This window comes from Cupriavidus sp. CP313 (assembly GCF_054072015.1).
The window spans coordinates 225,275-242,277 of the sequence record NZ_JBSVZB010000007.1 but is presented as its reverse complement, the minus strand read 5'-3'; the positions used below and the strand labels follow the sequence as shown (position 1 = coordinate 242,277).

General features: G+C 68.0%; 16 protein-coding genes. 6 read left to right on the top strand and 10 right to left on the bottom strand.

What is annotated here, in order from left to right:
* Positions 1-1,234: 1,234 nt before the first annotated feature.
* A complete protein-coding gene (locus ACW4E8_RS13270; RefSeq protein ID WP_456804929.1) occupies positions 1,235-1,822 on the top strand; it encodes a histone H1-like DNA-binding protein in 588 nt (195 codons plus the stop codon).
* A 286-nt stretch (positions 1,823-2,108) separates the two neighbouring features.
* Here the strand turns inward: ACW4E8_RS13270 and ACW4E8_RS13265 are convergent, their stop codons facing one another.
* The 10 genes from ACW4E8_RS13265 to ACW4E8_RS13220 form a co-directional block, all read right to left on the bottom strand.
* The gene (locus ACW4E8_RS13265) at positions 2,109-2,576 is read right to left on the bottom strand and encodes a hypothetical protein (protein ID WP_456804928.1); all 468 of its coding nucleotides are present in this window, start codon (positions 2,574-2,576) and stop codon (positions 2,109-2,111) included.
* Positions 2,577-2,613: 37 nt separating this feature from the next.
* Complete coding sequence (locus ACW4E8_RS13260) at positions 2,614-3,561, bottom strand: PfkB family carbohydrate kinase (RefSeq protein WP_436222641.1); 948 nt, start codon at positions 3,559-3,561, stop codon at positions 2,614-2,616.
* Positions 3,562-3,704: 143 nt separating this feature from the next.
* Positions 3,705-4,205, bottom strand: coding sequence for a thiol peroxidase (tpx, locus tag ACW4E8_RS13255; RefSeq protein WP_018312108.1), 501 nt, complete (start codon positions 4,203-4,205; stop codon positions 3,705-3,707).
* A gap of 99 nt (positions 4,206-4,304) precedes the next feature.
* Positions 4,305-5,777 (bottom strand): DUF3426 domain-containing protein, encoded by a 1,473-nt coding sequence (locus ACW4E8_RS13250; protein ID WP_456804927.1) that lies wholly within the window; start codon positions 5,775-5,777, stop codon positions 4,305-4,307.
* A gap of 9 nt (positions 5,778-5,786) precedes the next feature.
* Entirely contained in the window at positions 5,787-6,689 is a 903-nt protein-coding gene (gene prmA / locus ACW4E8_RS13245) for a 50S ribosomal protein L11 methyltransferase (protein ID WP_456804926.1), read from the bottom strand.
* Positions 6,690-6,732: 43 nt separating this feature from the next.
* Positions 6,733-8,085: an acetyl-CoA carboxylase biotin carboxylase subunit gene (gene accC / locus ACW4E8_RS13240; RefSeq protein WP_456804925.1), complete on the bottom strand. Its 1,353-nt coding sequence runs from the start codon at positions 8,083-8,085 to the stop codon at positions 6,733-6,735.
* 245 nt (positions 8,086-8,330) lie between these two features.
* Complete coding sequence (gene accB, locus ACW4E8_RS13235; protein WP_456804924.1) at positions 8,331-8,792, bottom strand: acetyl-CoA carboxylase biotin carboxyl carrier protein; 462 nt, start codon at positions 8,790-8,792, stop codon at positions 8,331-8,333.
* A gap of 165 nt (positions 8,793-8,957) precedes the next feature.
* Complete coding sequence (aroQ, locus tag ACW4E8_RS13230) at positions 8,958-9,455, bottom strand: type II 3-dehydroquinate dehydratase (protein ID WP_456804923.1); 498 nt, start codon at positions 9,453-9,455, stop codon at positions 8,958-8,960.
* A 196-nt stretch (positions 9,456-9,651) separates the two neighbouring features.
* The gene (locus ACW4E8_RS13225; protein ID WP_456804922.1) at positions 9,652-10,200 is read right to left on the bottom strand and encodes a TlpA family protein disulfide reductase; all 549 of its coding nucleotides are present in this window, start codon (positions 10,198-10,200) and stop codon (positions 9,652-9,654) included.
* A gap of 36 nt (positions 10,201-10,236) precedes the next feature.
* Entirely contained in the window at positions 10,237-10,926 is a 690-nt protein-coding gene (locus ACW4E8_RS13220; protein ID WP_456804921.1) for a UDP-N-acetylmuramate--alanine ligase, read from the bottom strand.
* Positions 10,927-11,128: 202 nt separating this feature from the next.
* On the opposite strand from ACW4E8_RS13220, the gene mpl reads away from it, so the two are divergent.
* From mpl to ACW4E8_RS13195, 5 genes are all read left to right on the top strand, one after another.
* A complete protein-coding gene (gene mpl, locus ACW4E8_RS13215; protein ID WP_456804920.1) occupies positions 11,129-12,514 on the top strand; it encodes a UDP-N-acetylmuramate:L-alanyl-gamma-D-glutamyl-meso-diaminopimelate ligase in 1,386 nt (461 codons plus the stop codon).
* 18 nt (positions 12,515-12,532) lie between these two features.
* Positions 12,533-13,147, top strand: a complete 615-nt coding sequence (locus tag ACW4E8_RS13210; RefSeq protein WP_456804919.1) for a YqiA/YcfP family alpha/beta fold hydrolase — start codon at positions 12,533-12,535, stop codon at positions 13,145-13,147.
* On the top strand, positions 13,144-13,806 hold the full coding sequence (locus ACW4E8_RS13205; protein ID WP_456804918.1) for a chorismate--pyruvate lyase family protein: 663 nt from the start codon (positions 13,144-13,146) through the stop codon (positions 13,804-13,806). Before ACW4E8_RS13210 ends, ACW4E8_RS13205 begins: the two co-directional genes overlap by 4 nt.
* Complete coding sequence (gene fabG / locus ACW4E8_RS13200) at positions 13,803-14,543, top strand: 3-oxoacyl-ACP reductase FabG (RefSeq protein WP_456804917.1); 741 nt, start codon at positions 13,803-13,805, stop codon at positions 14,541-14,543. Before ACW4E8_RS13205 ends, fabG begins: the two co-directional genes overlap by 4 nt.
* Before the next feature lie 266 nt (positions 14,544-14,809).
* A complete protein-coding gene (locus tag ACW4E8_RS13195) occupies positions 14,810-16,912 on the top strand; it encodes a ribonuclease catalytic domain-containing protein (RefSeq protein ID WP_456804916.1) in 2,103 nt (700 codons plus the stop codon).
* Positions 16,913-17,003: the final 91 nt, after the last annotated feature.

Below are 17,003 nucleotides of genomic sequence, written 5' to 3'. Positions count from 1 at the left end.
CACGGCAAGCGCGCGGATCGAACACGCATGCCGATGGCTTGATCGAAGCGTCTGCCGAAGTGTTGCCGCGATGCTTCGCGAGCGTCGCGGCTTGGCTCGATCGCAACGCTTTGATGCCCTCGCGATGCCTTCGCGCTGTTGCGTCGATGCAAACCGTTGCGTGCACGCATCACTCTTGGACGGTGTGTGCGACGGTGTCGCGCGAAGCGCGAAGCGAGCATGGCCGAGGCTTGGTCGCATGGTGGCGCGTGCGTGCGCTGCCGACTGTGTAAAGCATGCCGGGCGTGTGCCGCGCAGCGCTTCGCGCGCGCGTTCAGGAACGTTTCCGCGCCAGTCGAAGGCTGCCGCACGCGTATCGGTGCATCGCCTGCAAAGCCTTTGTCCATGCGGCTTTTCGGAAAACGTGATGACGCGCGCAGCGGCGTTGCGCAGTCGTCAGGCGCGCGTTGCGATGCTGGTCATCAGGGTTTGTCGCGGTGTGTAAAAGCTGCGATGCGCGGTGCGTGCGATGGGGTGTCGCGCTGCGTGTGCGAGTGTGCGAATCGAGCATCCGCACCAGCGTGCGAGCGACGCGTTGCGATGCTATCGGCAACGTCTTCGTGACACTGCGCGTGAGAACTAGTTCGAGCGATACATGCAGGCAAGTTTTTTTGCACTTTTTTCTTAACATCATCGTGCAAACGAATTATGATTCGCCTTGACAAGAGTCTCACTTCATTGCAGAGAAGCAGGAAGCAAGATTGAACGACGAGCGCGATGCGCGCTTCGATGCAGTGACGAAGGTAGTAGCTGAGGAGCACGAGAACTTTGACGCAGACCAGGCCGGACCGGCTTCTTAAAACGCGTGCAGTCTCCCTTGGTCCAGTAACGGGTTGGACCAGCTACCACCGAATGAATGCCGCCTGCCGTGCGCGAGGCCAAGCCCGCACCGCAGGCCAGCTGTCCGATATCTCCTCATTTCTGGCCGTGCGCCGGCTCAACGGGCGGTGCGGGCTGATCGAATATTCCAGGGCGCGGCACGTGCCCGAGACCCGCTTGCGGGCTCGCTCCGGCCGCCAAGTCACCGCCAGGGGCGGTGCGCCTGCAACCAAATTCATTAGCGTGCAGCAGTTGTCGGGCCGCACGCCGATGAATCGCTCGCTCGACTGGGGCCGCGCTGCTGTAGTGCGCCTCGGGTCGGTCGGGTCGCCAACTTAGGTCATTCGATATTCACTCTCTAGTGAAGGAGTTATCCATGGCAACTGCTGCAAAGAAAAAGCCGGCGGCTAAGAAGGCCGCCAAGCCGGCCGCCAAGAAGGCTGCTGTGAAGAAGGTAGCCGCCAAGAAGGCAGCACCGGCCGCCAAGAAGGCACCGGCCAAGAAGGCCGCTGTGAAGAAGGTCGCAGCCAAGAAGGCAGCACCGGCCAAGAAGGCAGCCGCCAAGAAGGCCCCGGCCAAGAAGGCCGCGGTGAAGAAGGTAGCCGCCAAGAAGGTCGTGGCCAAGAAGGCTGTTGCCAAGAAGGCACCGGCCAAGAAGGCCGCAGTGAAGAAGGTAGCCGCCAAGAAGGTCGTGGCCAAGAAGGCTGTCGCCAAGAAGGCTGTCGCCAAGAAGGCTCCGGCCAAGAAGGCTGCAGTGAAGAAGGTTGCTGCCAAGAAGGCTGCACCGGCCAAGAAGGCTGCCGCCAAGAAGCCGGCTGCCAAGAAGGCCCCGGCCAAGAAGGCTGCTGCCAAGAAGGCTGCCGCCAAGCCTGCCGCGGCCCCTGCCGTTGCTCCCGCTTCGGCTGCCAAGACCGCGCTGAACCCGGCTGCTGCCTGGCCGTTCCCGACGGGCAACCGTCCGTAAGCTGCTCCGCCACGGAGTGGACCTTACGCGTTCCGCAAGGAACCGCACCGGCACGCAGCGCGTGCCCGCATGACCGGATACTGCGTATCCGGTCAGCAAGACACCAGGTCTTGCCGACCCGCCGATGGCATCCGCCCGGCGGGTTTTTTCATGGGCGCGCGCCCGCGCGCTGGAGCGGTCCGCCACTGTTACGGAATTGCAAAGCCGAAAAGAAAAAGCGCCGCGACCCTTGCGGGTGCGGCGCGCTTTGCTGCGCCCTGGCGCGGCCCTGCGGGGCCGCGAGGGCTCAGTGCGTGACCCGGGTCACGCCGCCTGAGGACAGCAGCCGCACGCGTTCGCCAGGGCGGAAGGCTTCGTCGGCCTCCTGCGTGATCGCGCGCATCTCGCCGTTTTCCAGGCGCACGGTGATCTCCAGCCCGCGGCGCTGGTTGATCTTGTTCTCGGCCGCGCTGCCGGCAATGCCGCCGAGCACCGCGCCAAGGATCCCGGCCGCCACCGCGCCGTTGCCGCCGCCGATGGTGCTGCCGGCGGCAATGCCGCCGATGGCACCGCCCGCCAGCGTGCCGGCGCCGCTCTGGTTACCCTGGATGGTGACCTCGCGGATGCCTTCGATCACGCCGTAGCGCACGGTCTGTTCGCGCTGCGCCTGGCCCGTGCCATAGACGCTGTTGGAGTTGGATTGCGTAGCGCAGCCGGCAACCAGGGCGGTGACGGCAAGGACGGCAACGGCACCGCCACGTAGCTTGTTGTTCATGTCGTTTCCCGAAAAGAAGCCACGCGCTGGCCGCAGGTCAGGCGTAGCGGTACCCGAATGCAGACTGGAACCGGTTGCCGATTTCCTCGCGCGACAACCAGTGGTTCTGCGGACCCTGTTGCGCGATCTTGACCGAACCCATCAGCGATGCCAGGCGGCCAGTCGTTTCCCAGTCTAATCCGTTTTCAATGCCGTAGAGCAGGCCGCCACGGAAGGCGTCGCCACACCCGGTAGGGTCCACGATGCGCTCGGCCGCAACGGCCGGGATCGCGTACTGGCGACCATCGGCAAAGATGCTGGCGCCGCGCTCGCCGTGCGTGACGATGAAGGCACGGACCTTGGCGGCAACCTCGGCGCTGGTCCATGCGGTACGGGACAGCAGGACCTGCGCCTCGTAGTCATTGACTGTCACGTAACTGGCGAGTTCAACGAACTCGCGCAGGTCTTCCCCGTTGAACAGGGGCATGGCCTGACCCAGGTCAAAGATGAACGGCACGCCGGCCTCGGCGAACTGGCGCGCGTGGTGCAGCATGCCCTCGCGGCTGTCGGGCGCGACGATGCCCAGGCCCGGCGCGCTGGCGCCGCCCAGCGCATCCTTGACGTTGTTCAGCTGCGACTGGCTCATTGCGCCAGGGTGGAAGGCGGTGATCTGGTTGTTGTCCAGGTCGGTGGTGATCATGGCCTGCGCCGTGAAGGTCTCCGGCAGCACGCGGATGTGGCCGGTGGGGATCTCCAGCTTGCGCAGGTAGTCCAGGTAGGGTTCGGCATCGGTGCCGACGGTGGCCATCACCACGGGATCACCGCCAAGCATCTTCAGCGTGTAGGCGATGTTGCCGGCGCAGCCGCCGAACTCGCGGCGCATGCCGGGCACCAGGAACGAGACGTTCAGCATGTGGATCTGGTCCGGCAGGATGTGTTCACGGAAGCGTCCGTCGAACGTCATGATGGTGTCGTAGGCGACGGAGCCGCAGATCAGGCTGGCCATGCTCTCTCCAGGTGTTGGGATGATTGGGTGGAACGGAGCCCTTGCGGGCAGTATCGGTCAGGCAGAAAACAAAAAGCGGCCGCCCCGGGATGCGGGCGGCCGCTGCCGTCCGGGAACCCGCGGGTTCCCGGGCGTGCCGCTGATTACTTCAGCGCGGCCAGGGCGGCGTCGTAGTCCGGCTCGCTCTTGATCTCGGGCACCAGCTGGCTGTACTTGACGGTGTCGTTCTCGTCGAGCACCACCACGGCACGGGCGGTCACGCCGGCCAGCGGGCCGGTCTTGATGTCCACGCCGTAGTTGCCCTTGAACTCGGCGCCGCGCATGGTCGACAGCGGCACCACGTTGGCCAGGCCTTCAGCCGTGCAGAAGCGGCCCATGGCGAACGGCAGGTCGGCCGAGATCGTCAGCACCACGGTGTTGGCGAGGCCACTGGCGGCTTCATTGAACTTGCGCGCGGACGCCTGGCACACCGGGGTATCCAGGCTCGGGACGATGTTCAGCACCTTGCGCTTGCCGGCGAAGTCGGCCAGCGTGACGTCCTTCAGGTCCTTGCCGACCAGCGAGAAGGCGGGGGCCTTGTCGCCGGCTTGCGGGAACTTGCCTGCGACTTCGATGGCGTTGCCGCCGAGGGTGACGTTGCTCATGTCTACTCCTTGTTGTCTGATGGATTTCCGGTTCGTGTCCGGAGCGGGGGGCGCGGCCTGCCGCCGGACTCGGATTCGGTCCGGCGGCGGGCCAGGAATTCAGGGGTAAAAAATCAGCACGCGATAGTTGGCTGGCGCCTGCTGCGTCCGGAATCGTACCCGAACCGGCAGCTCCATGCCCGCGCGAAGACCCTGCGCGGCAAAGGCCTTTTGCGACGGCTCCAGGTACTCCGCGGGTTGCAGCACCCGGCGCAACAGCAGCTGGTCCTGCAGGTCGGTCATCACCAGCTCGATCGCGGGCAGGGCGGTGCTGGCGCGGCCCAGGTTGCGCAGCGTGACCGCCAGCACGTAGGTGTCGCCGTCTTCATCCTGGCGCTGCAGCTGCGAGGTCTCGATGCGCAGCGCATCGATGTCGCGCCACGGCGGCACGTCGCAGCCCAGCGGCGCGCAGGCGGCCTCGAGTGCCGGGCGCAGCATCGGGAACTGGCCGGCCAGCTGGCTGCGTGCCAGGTAGACCACTTGCACGGCCGCGGCCATGGCAAGCATCACGGCGGCCACGCGCCAGGCGGAGCGGGACACGGTCACTGGCTTGCGGGGCTGGCGTTCGCGTTCGCGCTCACGCGCATGGCGCAGGAAGTCGGGGGCGAAGACCGGGCCGGACGGTGCTTCGGTGCGCGCCCAGCGGCGCGTGGTCTGCTCGCGCGCGACGGCGCCGCCGGTGACGCTGAAGGGCTGGCCGGTGTCGGGGCCGGGGGCGTTGTCGTCGTCGCCAACGGTCGGTGAGGCGGGCGAGGCGGCGGGGCGGGCCGATGCCTCATCCGGCCACGCGGTCGGCTCGGATCCGGCATCGGCTGACGCCGCGCGCAGGAACTCGCTTGCGCTGGGGATGCTGGCAGCGGGTGCCACTGGCGCGGGCTCGGCGTCGGCGTCGGCGGGTTGCAGCGCTGCCGGTGTCGCCGCAGCGGCCGGGGGTGCCGCCGGTGCGGCGGGGGTATCGAGCGCGCCGTGATCGAGTGCCGGCCAGGCGGCCGCTTGTGCCGGCTGTGCCGGCGTACCCTCGGCTTGCTCCGGTGCCGTGACAGTGGCGGGCTCGGCCGCTTCCGGGCCGGCAGCGTGGCGTTCTGCGTCGCGTGCATCGCGATGGGCGACGGCTTCGTTGGCTTCGCGCAGCGCGTGCTCGATCTCGGCGTCTTCCATGCCGGCGGGTGCCGGCATGGCCATGTCCTCCGGCGACGACATCAGCATCGTCGGCGCATCCAGTGCCGGCACGTCATAGCCGGGGTCGATGGTCGGGGTGAAGGCAGGCTGCGGCGCAGGTGCGGCTTCAGCCGATGCGGGCGGCGTCGAGGGGGTGGGAGGTGCGGCCGGTGAAGTTGCCGCAGACGGCGCCGATGATGCCGATGATGCAGCGTCGGCCGGCAGCGGAATCTCGATCAGGTGCTCGCGCGCGTCGAACACCGTTTCGCACTGGCCGCAGCGCACCAGCCCCTGGCGCAGGCGCAGCTGGTCGGCGACCAGCCGGAAGGCGGTGCGGCAGGCCGGGCAGCGCGTGACTAGCTTGACGGCGGCCATCGGTGTGAATCAGGGACGGGTGCCGCGGGTGCCATGCAGGCACACCCAGCCTTCCTCGCTGCGCCACACCGTCAGCGGCAGCCAGGGGGCATACGCCGCGGCGACTTCATCCGCCTGGCGCTCCAGCACGCCGGACAGCACCAGCCGTCCGCCGGCGCGCACGCGCGCGCTCAGCATGGCGGCCATCAGCTTGAGCGGATTGGACAGGATATTGGCGACCACCAGGTCGTAGCTGGCCTCGGACACCGATTCGGGCAGCGCGAACGAGGCTTCCACCCGGTTGCGCTCGGCGTTGTAGCGCGACGCATCCACCGCGTTGGGATCGATGTCGATGCCGACGGTGTCGCCCGCGCCCAGCTTGCGCGCCACGATGGCCAGGATGCCGGAGCCGCAGCCATAGTCGAGCACGGTTTCGCCCGGCTTCAGGTTCTGCTCCAGCCACTGCATGCACAGCCGCGTGGTGGGATGGCTGCCGGTGCCGAAGGCCAGGCCCGGGTCGAGTTCCAGCACCACGGCATCGGGCTCGGGGGCGTCGTGCCACGACGGCACCACCCAGATGCGCTCGCCGATGCGGATCGGCTCGAACTGGGATTGCGTCAGCCGCACCCAGTCCTGGTCCTCGACCGCGCGCAGCTGGTAGGCCGGCACCGGGTCGATGCCCAGCTGGTTGGCGGCTGCCGCCACCACCACGGCCGGATCGGCATCGTCGCCGAACAGCGCCACCACGCGCGAGCGGTTCCACGCGAGTTGCTTCGGTTCCAGCCCGGGCTCGCCAAAGAGCGGCTGCTCGTCGGGCGTGTCGGCATCGGCATCTTCCACCGAGACCGACAGCGCGCCGAGGTCGAACAGGGCATCAGACCAGGCTTCGGCCTGGTCCTGCGCCACTTCGATCACACATTCCTGAAATGCCACGGGCTTCCTTGCTTGCTGCTTGTGTGTTGCGGGTAACGTTGCGTCAGGCCTTCGCGCGCTCCGCCAGGCGATGCTCGAGATAGTGGATGCTGGTGCCGCCTTCAACGAAGTTGGCGTCCATCATCAGCTCGCGGTGCAGCGGCACGTTGGTCTGGATCCCGTCCACCACCATTTCCGACAGCGCGATGCGCATGCGGGCAATGGCCTGCTCGCGCGTGGCGCCGTAAGTGATGATCTTGCCGATCATCGAATCGTAGTTGGGCGGGACGAAGTAACCATCATACGCGTGCGAGTCGACCCGCACACCCGGGCCGCCGGGCATGTGCCAGGCGGTGATGCGGCCCGGCGACGGCGTGAACTTGAACGGATCCTCGGCGTTCACGCGGCATTCGATCGCGTGGCCGCGGAACTGCACGTCCTTCTGGCGCAAGCGCAGCTTCTCGCCGAAGGCGATGCGGATCTGCTCCTGCACGATGTCGATGCCGGTGATCATCTCGGTGACCGGGTGCTCGACCTGCACGCGCGTGTTCATCTCGATGAAGTAGAACTCGTTGTTCTCGTACAGGAACTCGAAAGTGCCGGCGCCGCGGTAGCCCATCTTCTTGCAGGCATCGGCGCAACGGTCGCCGATGCGCTCGATCAGGCGGCGCGGAATGTGCGGCGCGGGCGCTTCCTCGATCACCTTCTGGTGGCGGCGCTGCATCGAGCAGTCGCGCTCGCCCAGCCAGATCGCCTGGCGGTGCTGGTCGGCGAGGATCTGGATTTCCACATGGCGCGGGTTCTCAAGGAACTTCTCCATGTAGACCTCGGGATTGCCGAAGGCGCGGCCGGCTTCTTCACGCGTCATGTTGACGGCGTTGATCAGCGCGGCTTCCGTGTGCACCACGCGCATGCCGCGGCCACCGCCGCCGCCTGCGGCCTTGATGATCACCGGGTAGCCCACGTGGCGCGCGGTCGCCAGGATTTCCTTGGGATCGTCGGGCAGGGCGCCGTCCGAGCCGGGCACGCACGGCACGCCGGCCTTGATCATGGCCTGCTTGGCCGAGACCTTGTCGCCCATCAGGCGGATGCTGTCGGCGGTCGGGCCGATAAAGACGAAGCCGGACTTCTCCACGCGCTCGGCAAAATCGGCGTTCTCGGACAAGAAGCCGTAGCCGGGGTGGATGGCTTGCGCGTCGGTCACTTCGGCGGCCGAGATGATGGCCGGCATGTTCAGGTACGACAGCGGCGACGGTGCCGGGCCGATGCAGACGGCTTCGTCTGCCAGGCGTACGTACTTGGCCTCTTTGTCGGCCTCGGAGTACACCACGACCGTCTTGATGCCCAGTTCGCGGCAGGCGCGCTGGATGCGAAGAGCGATTTCGCCGCGGTTCGCGATCAGAATTTTTTCAAACATGGTCTCTCTCTGCGAGAACAGTAGCGGTCCCGCTGCGTGCCGCAACGGCACGCCGGGCGCGCGGCCCGGGGTTGTCGCCGCCGCGGCCGCCATACTGCGCGGAACTGCATGGAACTGCACGGAACGGGCCGCGAAGCCCACAACGTCCCTGGCGCCAAACAACGCCATGGCATGCCGCACGGACCCTGCTGCGGGGGCCACTTGCGTGGCCGATGGCAGCGTGCGGCGTGGCATGCCGGTCAGGATCAGCCGATAACGAACAGCGGCTGGCCGTACTCGACGGCCTGGCCGTTCTCGACCAGGATTTCCTTGATGACGCCGGCCTTGTCGCACTCGATTTCGTTGAGGAGCTTCATGGCTTCGATGATGCAGACGGTCTGGCCTTCCTTGACCGAGTCGCCGACGTTGACGAACGGCGCGGCGCCCGGCGACGGCGCACGGTAGAACGTGCCCACCATCGGCGAGGTCACCACATGGCCGGCGGGCAGCTGGGCGGCGGGCTCTGCAGCCGGTGCCGCGGCACCAGCCGGTGCGGCGGCCGCAGCGGGCGGCAGCGCCTGCATCTGCGGCATGGCCATCGGCGCGGCGATGATTTGCGGCGGTTGCTTGACGATGCGTACCTTGCCGTCGCCTTCGGTGACTTCCAGCTCGGAGATGCCGGATTCGGCCACCAGGTCGATAAGCGTCTTCAGCTTGCGCAGGTCCATCTTTTTATCCTCCTGAATCGGGTTATCCGGCCGCTGCCCGGGACGGGCCGCGGCGGAAGAATCGTGTTGCCGGCCACCGGAAATCCGCGCCCGCCGTGCCGAGGCACGCCAACGGGCGCAGGCCGCCGGGCGGCGCGCGCAGGTTGTCGAAAAAATCTTGGGAGTTCAGCTCCCCGAACTCTCGGGTGGCGGCTGCTCCTGGCCCAGCACATAGTCCAGCGCCAGCAGGTAACCCTGCCAGCCAAGCCCGCAGATCACCCCGACCGCCACGTCGGAGAAATAGGAGTGGTGCCGGAAGCTTTCGCGCCGGTGCACGTTGGACAGGTGCACCTCGACGAACGGGATCGCCACGCCGGCCAGGGCATCGCGCAGCGCCACGCTGGTATGCGTGTAGGCAGCCGGGTTGATGATGATGAACTCGACCCCTTCCGCGCGTGCGGCGTGGATGCGGTCGACCAGTGCCCCCTCATGGTTGGACTGGAACGTATCCAGCGAAACGCCGGCTTTTGCCGCGCGTTCGGCCAGGGCCGCGTCGATATCGGCAAGCATCGTGTGCCCGTAGGTTTCCGGCTCGCGCGTGCCCAGCAGGTTCAGGTTTGGCCCATGCAGGACCAGCACCTTGCGGTAGCGGGCTGAGCGACGGATGGAGCGGGTTGCAGTCACGGCGGCTCGACCAGATCAACGAAATTGCGCGGAGATTACCGTAGCTTAGAGGGATTTGTCTAGCACGCGATACAAGGCTTGGCGACCTTGTGCGACGCTCGGCGGCCCTTTAAGCACTTTCTGGCCGATTTAGCGCACCGGCGAAACAAATCGCTGAAGAAAACCGAAATTCAGCGAATTTGGCGGAAGAATACGCTCAGGCGCGTGGCAGCACGGCCCGCAGTTCCTCGGCCGTCACCCGTCCCATCTTGCGGTACTTCACCGACCCGTCCGGGTTGATCACCACCGTATAGGGCAGGCCGCCGGCGCTGTTGCCGAAGTTGCGCGACAGCTCGGTGCCGGCAAAACCGGCCACGGCGAGCGGGTAGGCCACTGGGACCTTCCTGGTGAACTGCTGGATATTGGCGGCTGAATCGATGCCGATGCCGACAAACTCCACCTGGCGGCTCTTGTATTCCTCATGCAGCGCGGTCAGCTCCGGCATTTCCTCGACACACGGCCCGCACCAGGGCGCCCAGAAGTTGATCACCACGGTCTTGCCGCGCAGCTTGCCCAGGTCCAGGTCGGCGCCGGCGGCGTCGGGCAGGCGTGTCTGGAAGAAGGTTTCCACCGCCTGGTCGCTGGCGGGCTTGGGCGAGAACACGAAATGGCCGGCCAGTGCGCCGGTGGCGCAGGCGACCACGGCCACGGTGATCCACAGCCAGAGGCGGGAGCGGCGGGCGGGCGAGGAAACGGTTTCAGTCACGGGGATGGCTTGGACCAGTGAAGTAGGGGGCGGGCGTCAGGCCGGGTCGGCATCGCCGGGCGCGTCCAACAGCGCCCGTACCGCCTGCACGTCGGCGCGGGCCGGGCGCCCCGAGGCGTCGGCACGCACGGCGCCGCGTTCGTCGACGGCATCATACAGTGCAATATGAATGCCGACCGGGGCACCCAGTTCCGCGCGCACCTCGCCGGCGAGCAGCCGGGCCTCGCGGCGGTCGGGCCACTGGCCTTTCCACAGGAAGCTGAGGGTCTCGACCTCGCCGCGGCCGCCGAAATGCCGGCTTTCGCTGGTCTCGAAGTCCACGCCGGCGTTGATCAGGTGCAGCGTCGCATCCTTGGCGCTGTCGCAGAAGCACTGCAGATAGATATCGGAGTGCTCGGTGGCGGTGCCGTTGAGCACGGCGCCGGCCAGGTAAGGCCGGAACGGCGCCAGGTCTTCCATGGCCAGCACCGCCAGCCGGCGCAGCAGCGCCAGCACGCGGGGCTGGCTGTCGGCGTGGAACAGCGCCTGGTAGGCGCGCACCTCGGCTTCGACCTGTTCGTTGTCGGGCAGCCATTCGCCGGGCACGCGCTGCTCGCCCAGCACCTGGCGGGCGGCCTTGCGCTTGGCGGTGGCGTAGTCGGCACCGTCCTCGGCAATCATCCGGGCGGCAGCCTGGGCGATTTCCTCGCGCAGGCGGGTGGGGTCGGGGGCGGTGCGTCGGGTCATGCCCCATGATACCGGAGGCTTCCGCGCAACCGGTGCGCGCGCTGCCGCAGTGCAGCGAAGGCCGCGGGCGCTCGGGTACAATCGAAGGCTTCCTGCCCGGCCACCGCACCGCAAGACACGGCCTGAAACCGCCGCCGTGCCGCCGCGCCACGCCGGGTGCCGAATCCCCACGCCTGCGGGCTTCAAGTCTTTCCGGGAACCCATGCATATTCATATCCTTGGCATCTGCGGCACCTTCATGGGCGGCCTGGCGGTGCTGGCCAAAGAGGCCGGCCACCGCGTCACCGGCTGCGATGCCAATGTCTACCCGCCGATGAGCACCCAGCTCGAGGCCCAGGGGATCGAGCTGACCGAAGGCTTCGACCCCGCCCAGCTGTCGCTGGAGCCGGACCTGTTCGTGATCGGCAACGTGGTCTCGCGCGGCAACCCGCTGATGGAGGCCATCCTCGACCGCAACCTGCCCTATGTGTCGGGCCCGCAATGGCTGGGCGAGCACGTGCTGGCGCGCAAGTGGGTGCTGGCGGTGGCCGGCACGCATGGCAAGACCACCACCACGTCGATGCTGGCCTGGATCCTGGAAGATGCCGGCTACAACCCCGGCTTCCTGGTGGGCGGGGTGCCGCAGAACTTCGGCATCTCGGCGCGCGTGACCGAATCGGACTTCTTCGTGATCGAGGCCGACGAGTACGACACCGCCTTCTTCGACAAGCGCAGCAAGTTTGTCCACTACCGCCCGCGCACCGCGATCCTGAACAACCTGGAATACGATCACGCCGACATCTTCCCGGATCTGGCGGCGATCGAGACCCAGTTCCACCACCTGGTGCGCACCGTGCCCGGCCAGGGCCGGATCGTCGTCAACGGCGTGGAGGAAAGCCTGGCACGCGTGCTGGAGCGCGGCTGCTGGAGCGAGGTCGAGCAGTTTGGCGTGGGCGACTGGCGCGAGAGCGATGCTGCCGCCACTGCGGCGCCCGGCAAGGACGCCTTCGACGTCTGGTTTGGCGATGCCGTGCAGGGCACCGTGGTCTGGGACCTGCAGGGCACCCACAACCGCATGAATGCGCTGGCCGCGATTGCCGCCGCGCGCCATGTGGGCGTGCCGGCCGCGCAGGCGATCGAATCGCTGTCCCGCTTTGCCAACGTCAAGCGCCGCATGGAAGTGCGCGGCGCAGCCGGCGGCGTGACCGTCTATGACGACTTCGCCCACCATCCGACCGCGATCCAGACCACGCTGGACGGGCTGCGCCGCCGCGTCGGCGATGCCCGCATCCTGGCGGTGCTGGAGCCGCGCTCCAACACCATGAAGCTGGGCGTGATGAAGGCGCAGCTGCCGGCCAGCCTGGAGCAGGCCGACCTGGTGTTCGGCTACGGCGCCCCGGCCGGCAAGGACGCGCTGGGCTGGGACCTGGCCGGATCGCTGGCGCCGCTGGGCGACAAGGCCGCCGCCTTCCAGGACCTGGGCGCGCTGGTGCAGGCCGTGCGTGCCGCGGCGCAGCCGGGCGACCACGTGCTGGTGATGAGCAACGGCGGCTTCGGCGGCGTGCACCAGAAGCTGCTGGACGCCCTGGCCCAGGGCGCCGCGCGCTGACCGGCGGGAAGGACGACCATGCTGCTGTACCTGCACGGATTCCGCTCCTCGCCCCAGTCGTTCAAGGCCCGGCTGGTGCAGGAGCGCATGCGCGAGTGGGGCGTGGGCCGCTACTACGCCTGCCCCACGCTCAACGTCTCGCCCGAAATGGCCATTGCCCAGGCGCAAGCCGCGATCCGCGCCGCGCAGGCCGGCGGCGACCAGGAGATCGCCATCGTCGGCTCGTCGCTGGGCGGCTTCTATGCCCGCTGGCTGGGCGAGCGCCATGGCTGCAAGACCGTGCTGCTCAATCCGGCCATCCACCCCTGGACCGACCTGGAAACGTACCTGGGCGAACAGCCGCTGTGGCACGGCGGCGGCTCGGTCACGGTCGAGCGCCGCCACCTGCAGGAGCTGCTGGACCTGCGCGTGGACACCATCACCGATCCCGAACGCTATTACCTGATCGCCACCACCGGCGACGAGGTGCTGGACTATCGTGAGATGGTCGCGGCCTGCCCGGGCGCGAACATCCGCGTGATCGAGGGCAGCGACCACGGCATCAGCGAATTTGCCGACTACGTCGACGATGTGCTCGCCTTCTGCGGCTATGGCCCCGGCGGCAAGGTGCCGGCCGGCGCAGGCCCGGCATGAGCGCGCAGTCCGCGCGCCGCTGCAGCTGGAGCCCGCACCTGGCCTTTGATGCAGCCATCACGCCCAACCTGCGGCGCTGGGTGACCGGTGACGACGGCTCGCTGACCGCGCGCCTGGTGGCAGCGTCGGAGCGCTTTCGCGTGGCGCGCCTGCTGCAGCGCCCGCAGCGCCCGCTGGCCGATGAATGGCAGGTGCTGGGCCAGCACGACCGCACCCCCGCGCTGACGCGCGAGGTGCTGCTGATCTGCGACGATATTCCCGCCGTGTTTGCCCATACCGTGGTGCGCTGCCGCCATGCGCGCCGCGACTGGCCGTTCCTGCGCGGGCTGGGCGAGCGCCCGCTGGGCGGTCGGCTGTTTGTCGACCCGGCGGTGGCGCGCGAGCCGTTCCAGTTTGCGCGGCTGCTGCCGCACCATCCGCTGCGCCAGGCCTTGCAGCGCGTGCTGCCGGCCATGGCGCCACTGCCCATGCTGCCGGCGCGGCGCTCGGTGTTCCGGCGCGGCGGCGGCGTCATGCTCGTGACAGAAGTGTTCCTGCCGGACCTGCTGTCGCGGCCATCCCCGGGGACCGAGGCGATTCCGCATCCCAGGTATTTGCGGACGACAGACCGAAGCCCCTCCACACACACTACCGAAATCAAGAAAGAGACCACGAGATGAAACTGCAGGGTCGGGTTGCCATCATCACCGGTGCCGCCGCTGGCATCGGGTTTGCCACCGCGCAGCGCTTTGCCGCCGACGGCGCCATCGTCGTCCTGTGCGACGTGCAGGAAGGGCGCGTGCGCGAGGCCGCCGACAAGCTGGCCGCCACCGGCGCCACCGTGTCGGCCTACCGCGTCGACGTGACCCGGCGCGACGAAGTCGATGCCATGGTGGCCGCCGTGCTGGCCGCGCACGAACGCGTCGACATCCTCGTCAATAACGCCGGCATCACCAAGGATGCACGCCTGGCCAAGATGACCGAGGCCCAGTTCGATGCCGTCATCGACGTCAACCTGAAGGGCGTCTTCAACTGCGCGCAGGCCGTGGCCGGCCTGATGACCGAGCAGGGCAAGGGCGTGATCCTGAACGCTTCCAGCGTGGTCGGCCTGTACGGCAACTTCGGCCAGACCAACTACGCCGCCAGCAAGTTCGGCGTGATCGGCTTTACCAAGACCTGGGCGCGCGAGCTGGGCCCCAAGGGCGTGCGCGTGAACGCGGTGTGCCCGGGCTTCGTCAATACCGAGATCCTGCAGACCGTGCCGGAAAAGGTGCTGGACGGCATGAAATCGTCGTGCTGGCTGCGCCGCCTGGCCGAGCCGGCCGAGATCGCCAGCATCTACGCCTTCCTGGCCAGCGACGAAGCCAGCTACGTCAACGGCGTGGCGATCGAGGCCAGCGGCGGCATGTCGCTCTGAACCGCGGCGCCACGGCGGGCCGGGTGCACGCATCTTGCCGGTGCGCCGGCCTCCGGAGGCGCCGGAGCGGGGTGCGGTATCATTCCAGGTCTCAGGCCGTACCGATACGGCGCGGCCCGCGGCCAGCGATTTGCACCCCGCGCGCCGCACTCGCTTCCGTTCGCACGCGTTTGCGCCCGGCTGCACCATTTCTCCCACAGGACCCGCCCCGGCGCTGCCTCTTGGCGGCCAGACGCGGTTCCGCGCATTTCTGAAAGTACCGATCGATGCAGTTGCTGTTCGAAGAAGGCGGCGAAATCCGCGCCGGCACCGTGCTGAACCAGCAGGGCGAGGCTTACCAGGTGGAGCTGCCAGCCGGCAAGCGCACCAAGGTCAAGTCGCGCGACGTGCTGCTGCAGTTCGCGCAGCCGTCGGCAATCGAGCTGGTGCGCCAGACCGGCGACATGATGGCCGAGATCGACCTGGACTTCCTGTGGGAATGCGCGCCCGAGGCTGAATTCGGCTTTGCCGAGCTGGCCGCCGAGTACTACGGCGCCGAGCCCGGCCCGGTGCAGCAGGCGGCGCTGGCGATGGCGCTGCACGGCAACCCGGTGTACTTCCGCCGCAAGGGGCGCGGCCGCTACCAGCGCGCGCCCGAAGACCAGCTCAAGGCGGCGCTGGCCGCGCTCGAGCGCAAGCGCCAGCAGGCGCTGGTGCAGGCCGAGTATGAAGAACAGCTCAAGGCGCTGACGCTGCCGGAGACGTTCCGCAACAAGGTGCTGCAGCTGCTGTTCAAGCCGGACAAGAACAGCCTGGAATTCAAAGCCATGGACGCCGCCTGCACCGCGCTCGGCATGACGCCGATGCGGCTGATGGTCGCCGCCGGCGGCGTGGCCAGCCCGCGCGCGCTGCATGAGGCCAAGTTCCTGGCCGAGTGCTTCCCCAAGGGCACGGGCTTCCCGGATACCGACGTGCCCGAGCCGACCGCCGACCTGCCGGTGGCCGAGGTCGAAGCGTTTTCGATCGACGACGTCACCACCACCGAGATCGACGATGCGCTGTCCGTGACGAAGCTGCCCGACGGCAAGCTGCGCATCGGCATCCATATCGCCGCCCCCGCGCTGGGCATCCGCCGTAGTGAGCCGCTCGATGCGATCGCGCGCCAGCGCCTGTCCACGGTCTATTTCCCGGGCGACAAGATCACCATGCTGCCCGACGCCGTGGTGGAGCGCTACACGCTGCAGGAAGGGCGCGCGTGCCCGGCGCTGTCGCTGTACGTGACGGTGGACCCGACCGTGTGGCTGATCACCGGCAGCGAGACCCGCGCCGAGATGGTGCCGATCGCCGCCAACCTGCGCCACAACCTGCTGGACGATGTCATCACCGAGGCTGCGCTTGCCGCGGGCACCGGCGACTACCCGTTCCGCGACGCGCTGACGCAGCTGTGGCACTTTGCCGGCTACCTGTACGACGAGCGCCAGAAGGCGCGCCTGGCCAGCGGCCTGCGCCCCGAGACCCACAACCGCGCCGACTTCAATTTCTACCTGGATGACCAGGCCGACGGCAGCCAGCGCGTGCGCATCGAACAGCGCAAGCGCGGCTCGCCGCTGGACAAGATCGTGGCCGAGCTGATGATCCTGGCCAACAGCACCTGGGGCAAGCTGCTGGCCGACAACGGCGTGCCGGGCATCTACCGCACGCAGAAGGCGTGGGGCATGCACCGCACCCGCATGCAGACCTACCCGGCGCCGCATGAGGGCCTGGGCGTGGCGCAGTACGCGTGGAGCACCTCGCCGCTGCGCCGCTATGTCGACCTGGTCAACCAGTGGCAGATCCTGGCGGTGGCCCAGCACGGCGTGACCGCCAAGCTGGTGGCGCCGTTCAAGCCCAAGGACGCCGACCTGCTGGCCGCGGTGGCAGACTTCGAAGGCACTTACGCCGCCTATGCCGACCACCAGTCGACCATGGAGCGCTACTGGTGCCTGCGCTGGCTCAAGCAGGAAAAGCGCGAGCGCATGGTGGCCTCGGTGCTCAAGGAAGGCGCGGTGCGCTTTACCGAGATCCCGCTGGTCACGCGCGTGCCCGAACTGGTGCAGGCGCAGCGCGGCACGCAGGTGCTGCTGGAGATCGGCGAGACCGACGAGATCACGCTGGAAGTGTCCTGCCGGGTGCTGGAAATCTTTGCCGGTGAAGGCGAGGTGCCCTCTGAAGAACTGGAAAGCGACGAGGAAGCCGCAGAGCTGTCCGCCGAAGCCGCTGCCGAGGCGGCCGCCGAGGACGCCGCCGAGCAGGCCGCCGGGGTCTCGGGCGAGACCCCGGCCGAACCTGGCGACGACGATGCCGGCGAGGCGTCGGGCGAGCGCGACACCGGCACCCCGGCGGCCGGCTGAAGCCTTCGGAAATCGGCGGCACTCACTTACAATGCCTGTCTGATCCGGGGCCCGTGGCCCCGGTCTTGCCAGGCCGCCGGCCCGGACCGGT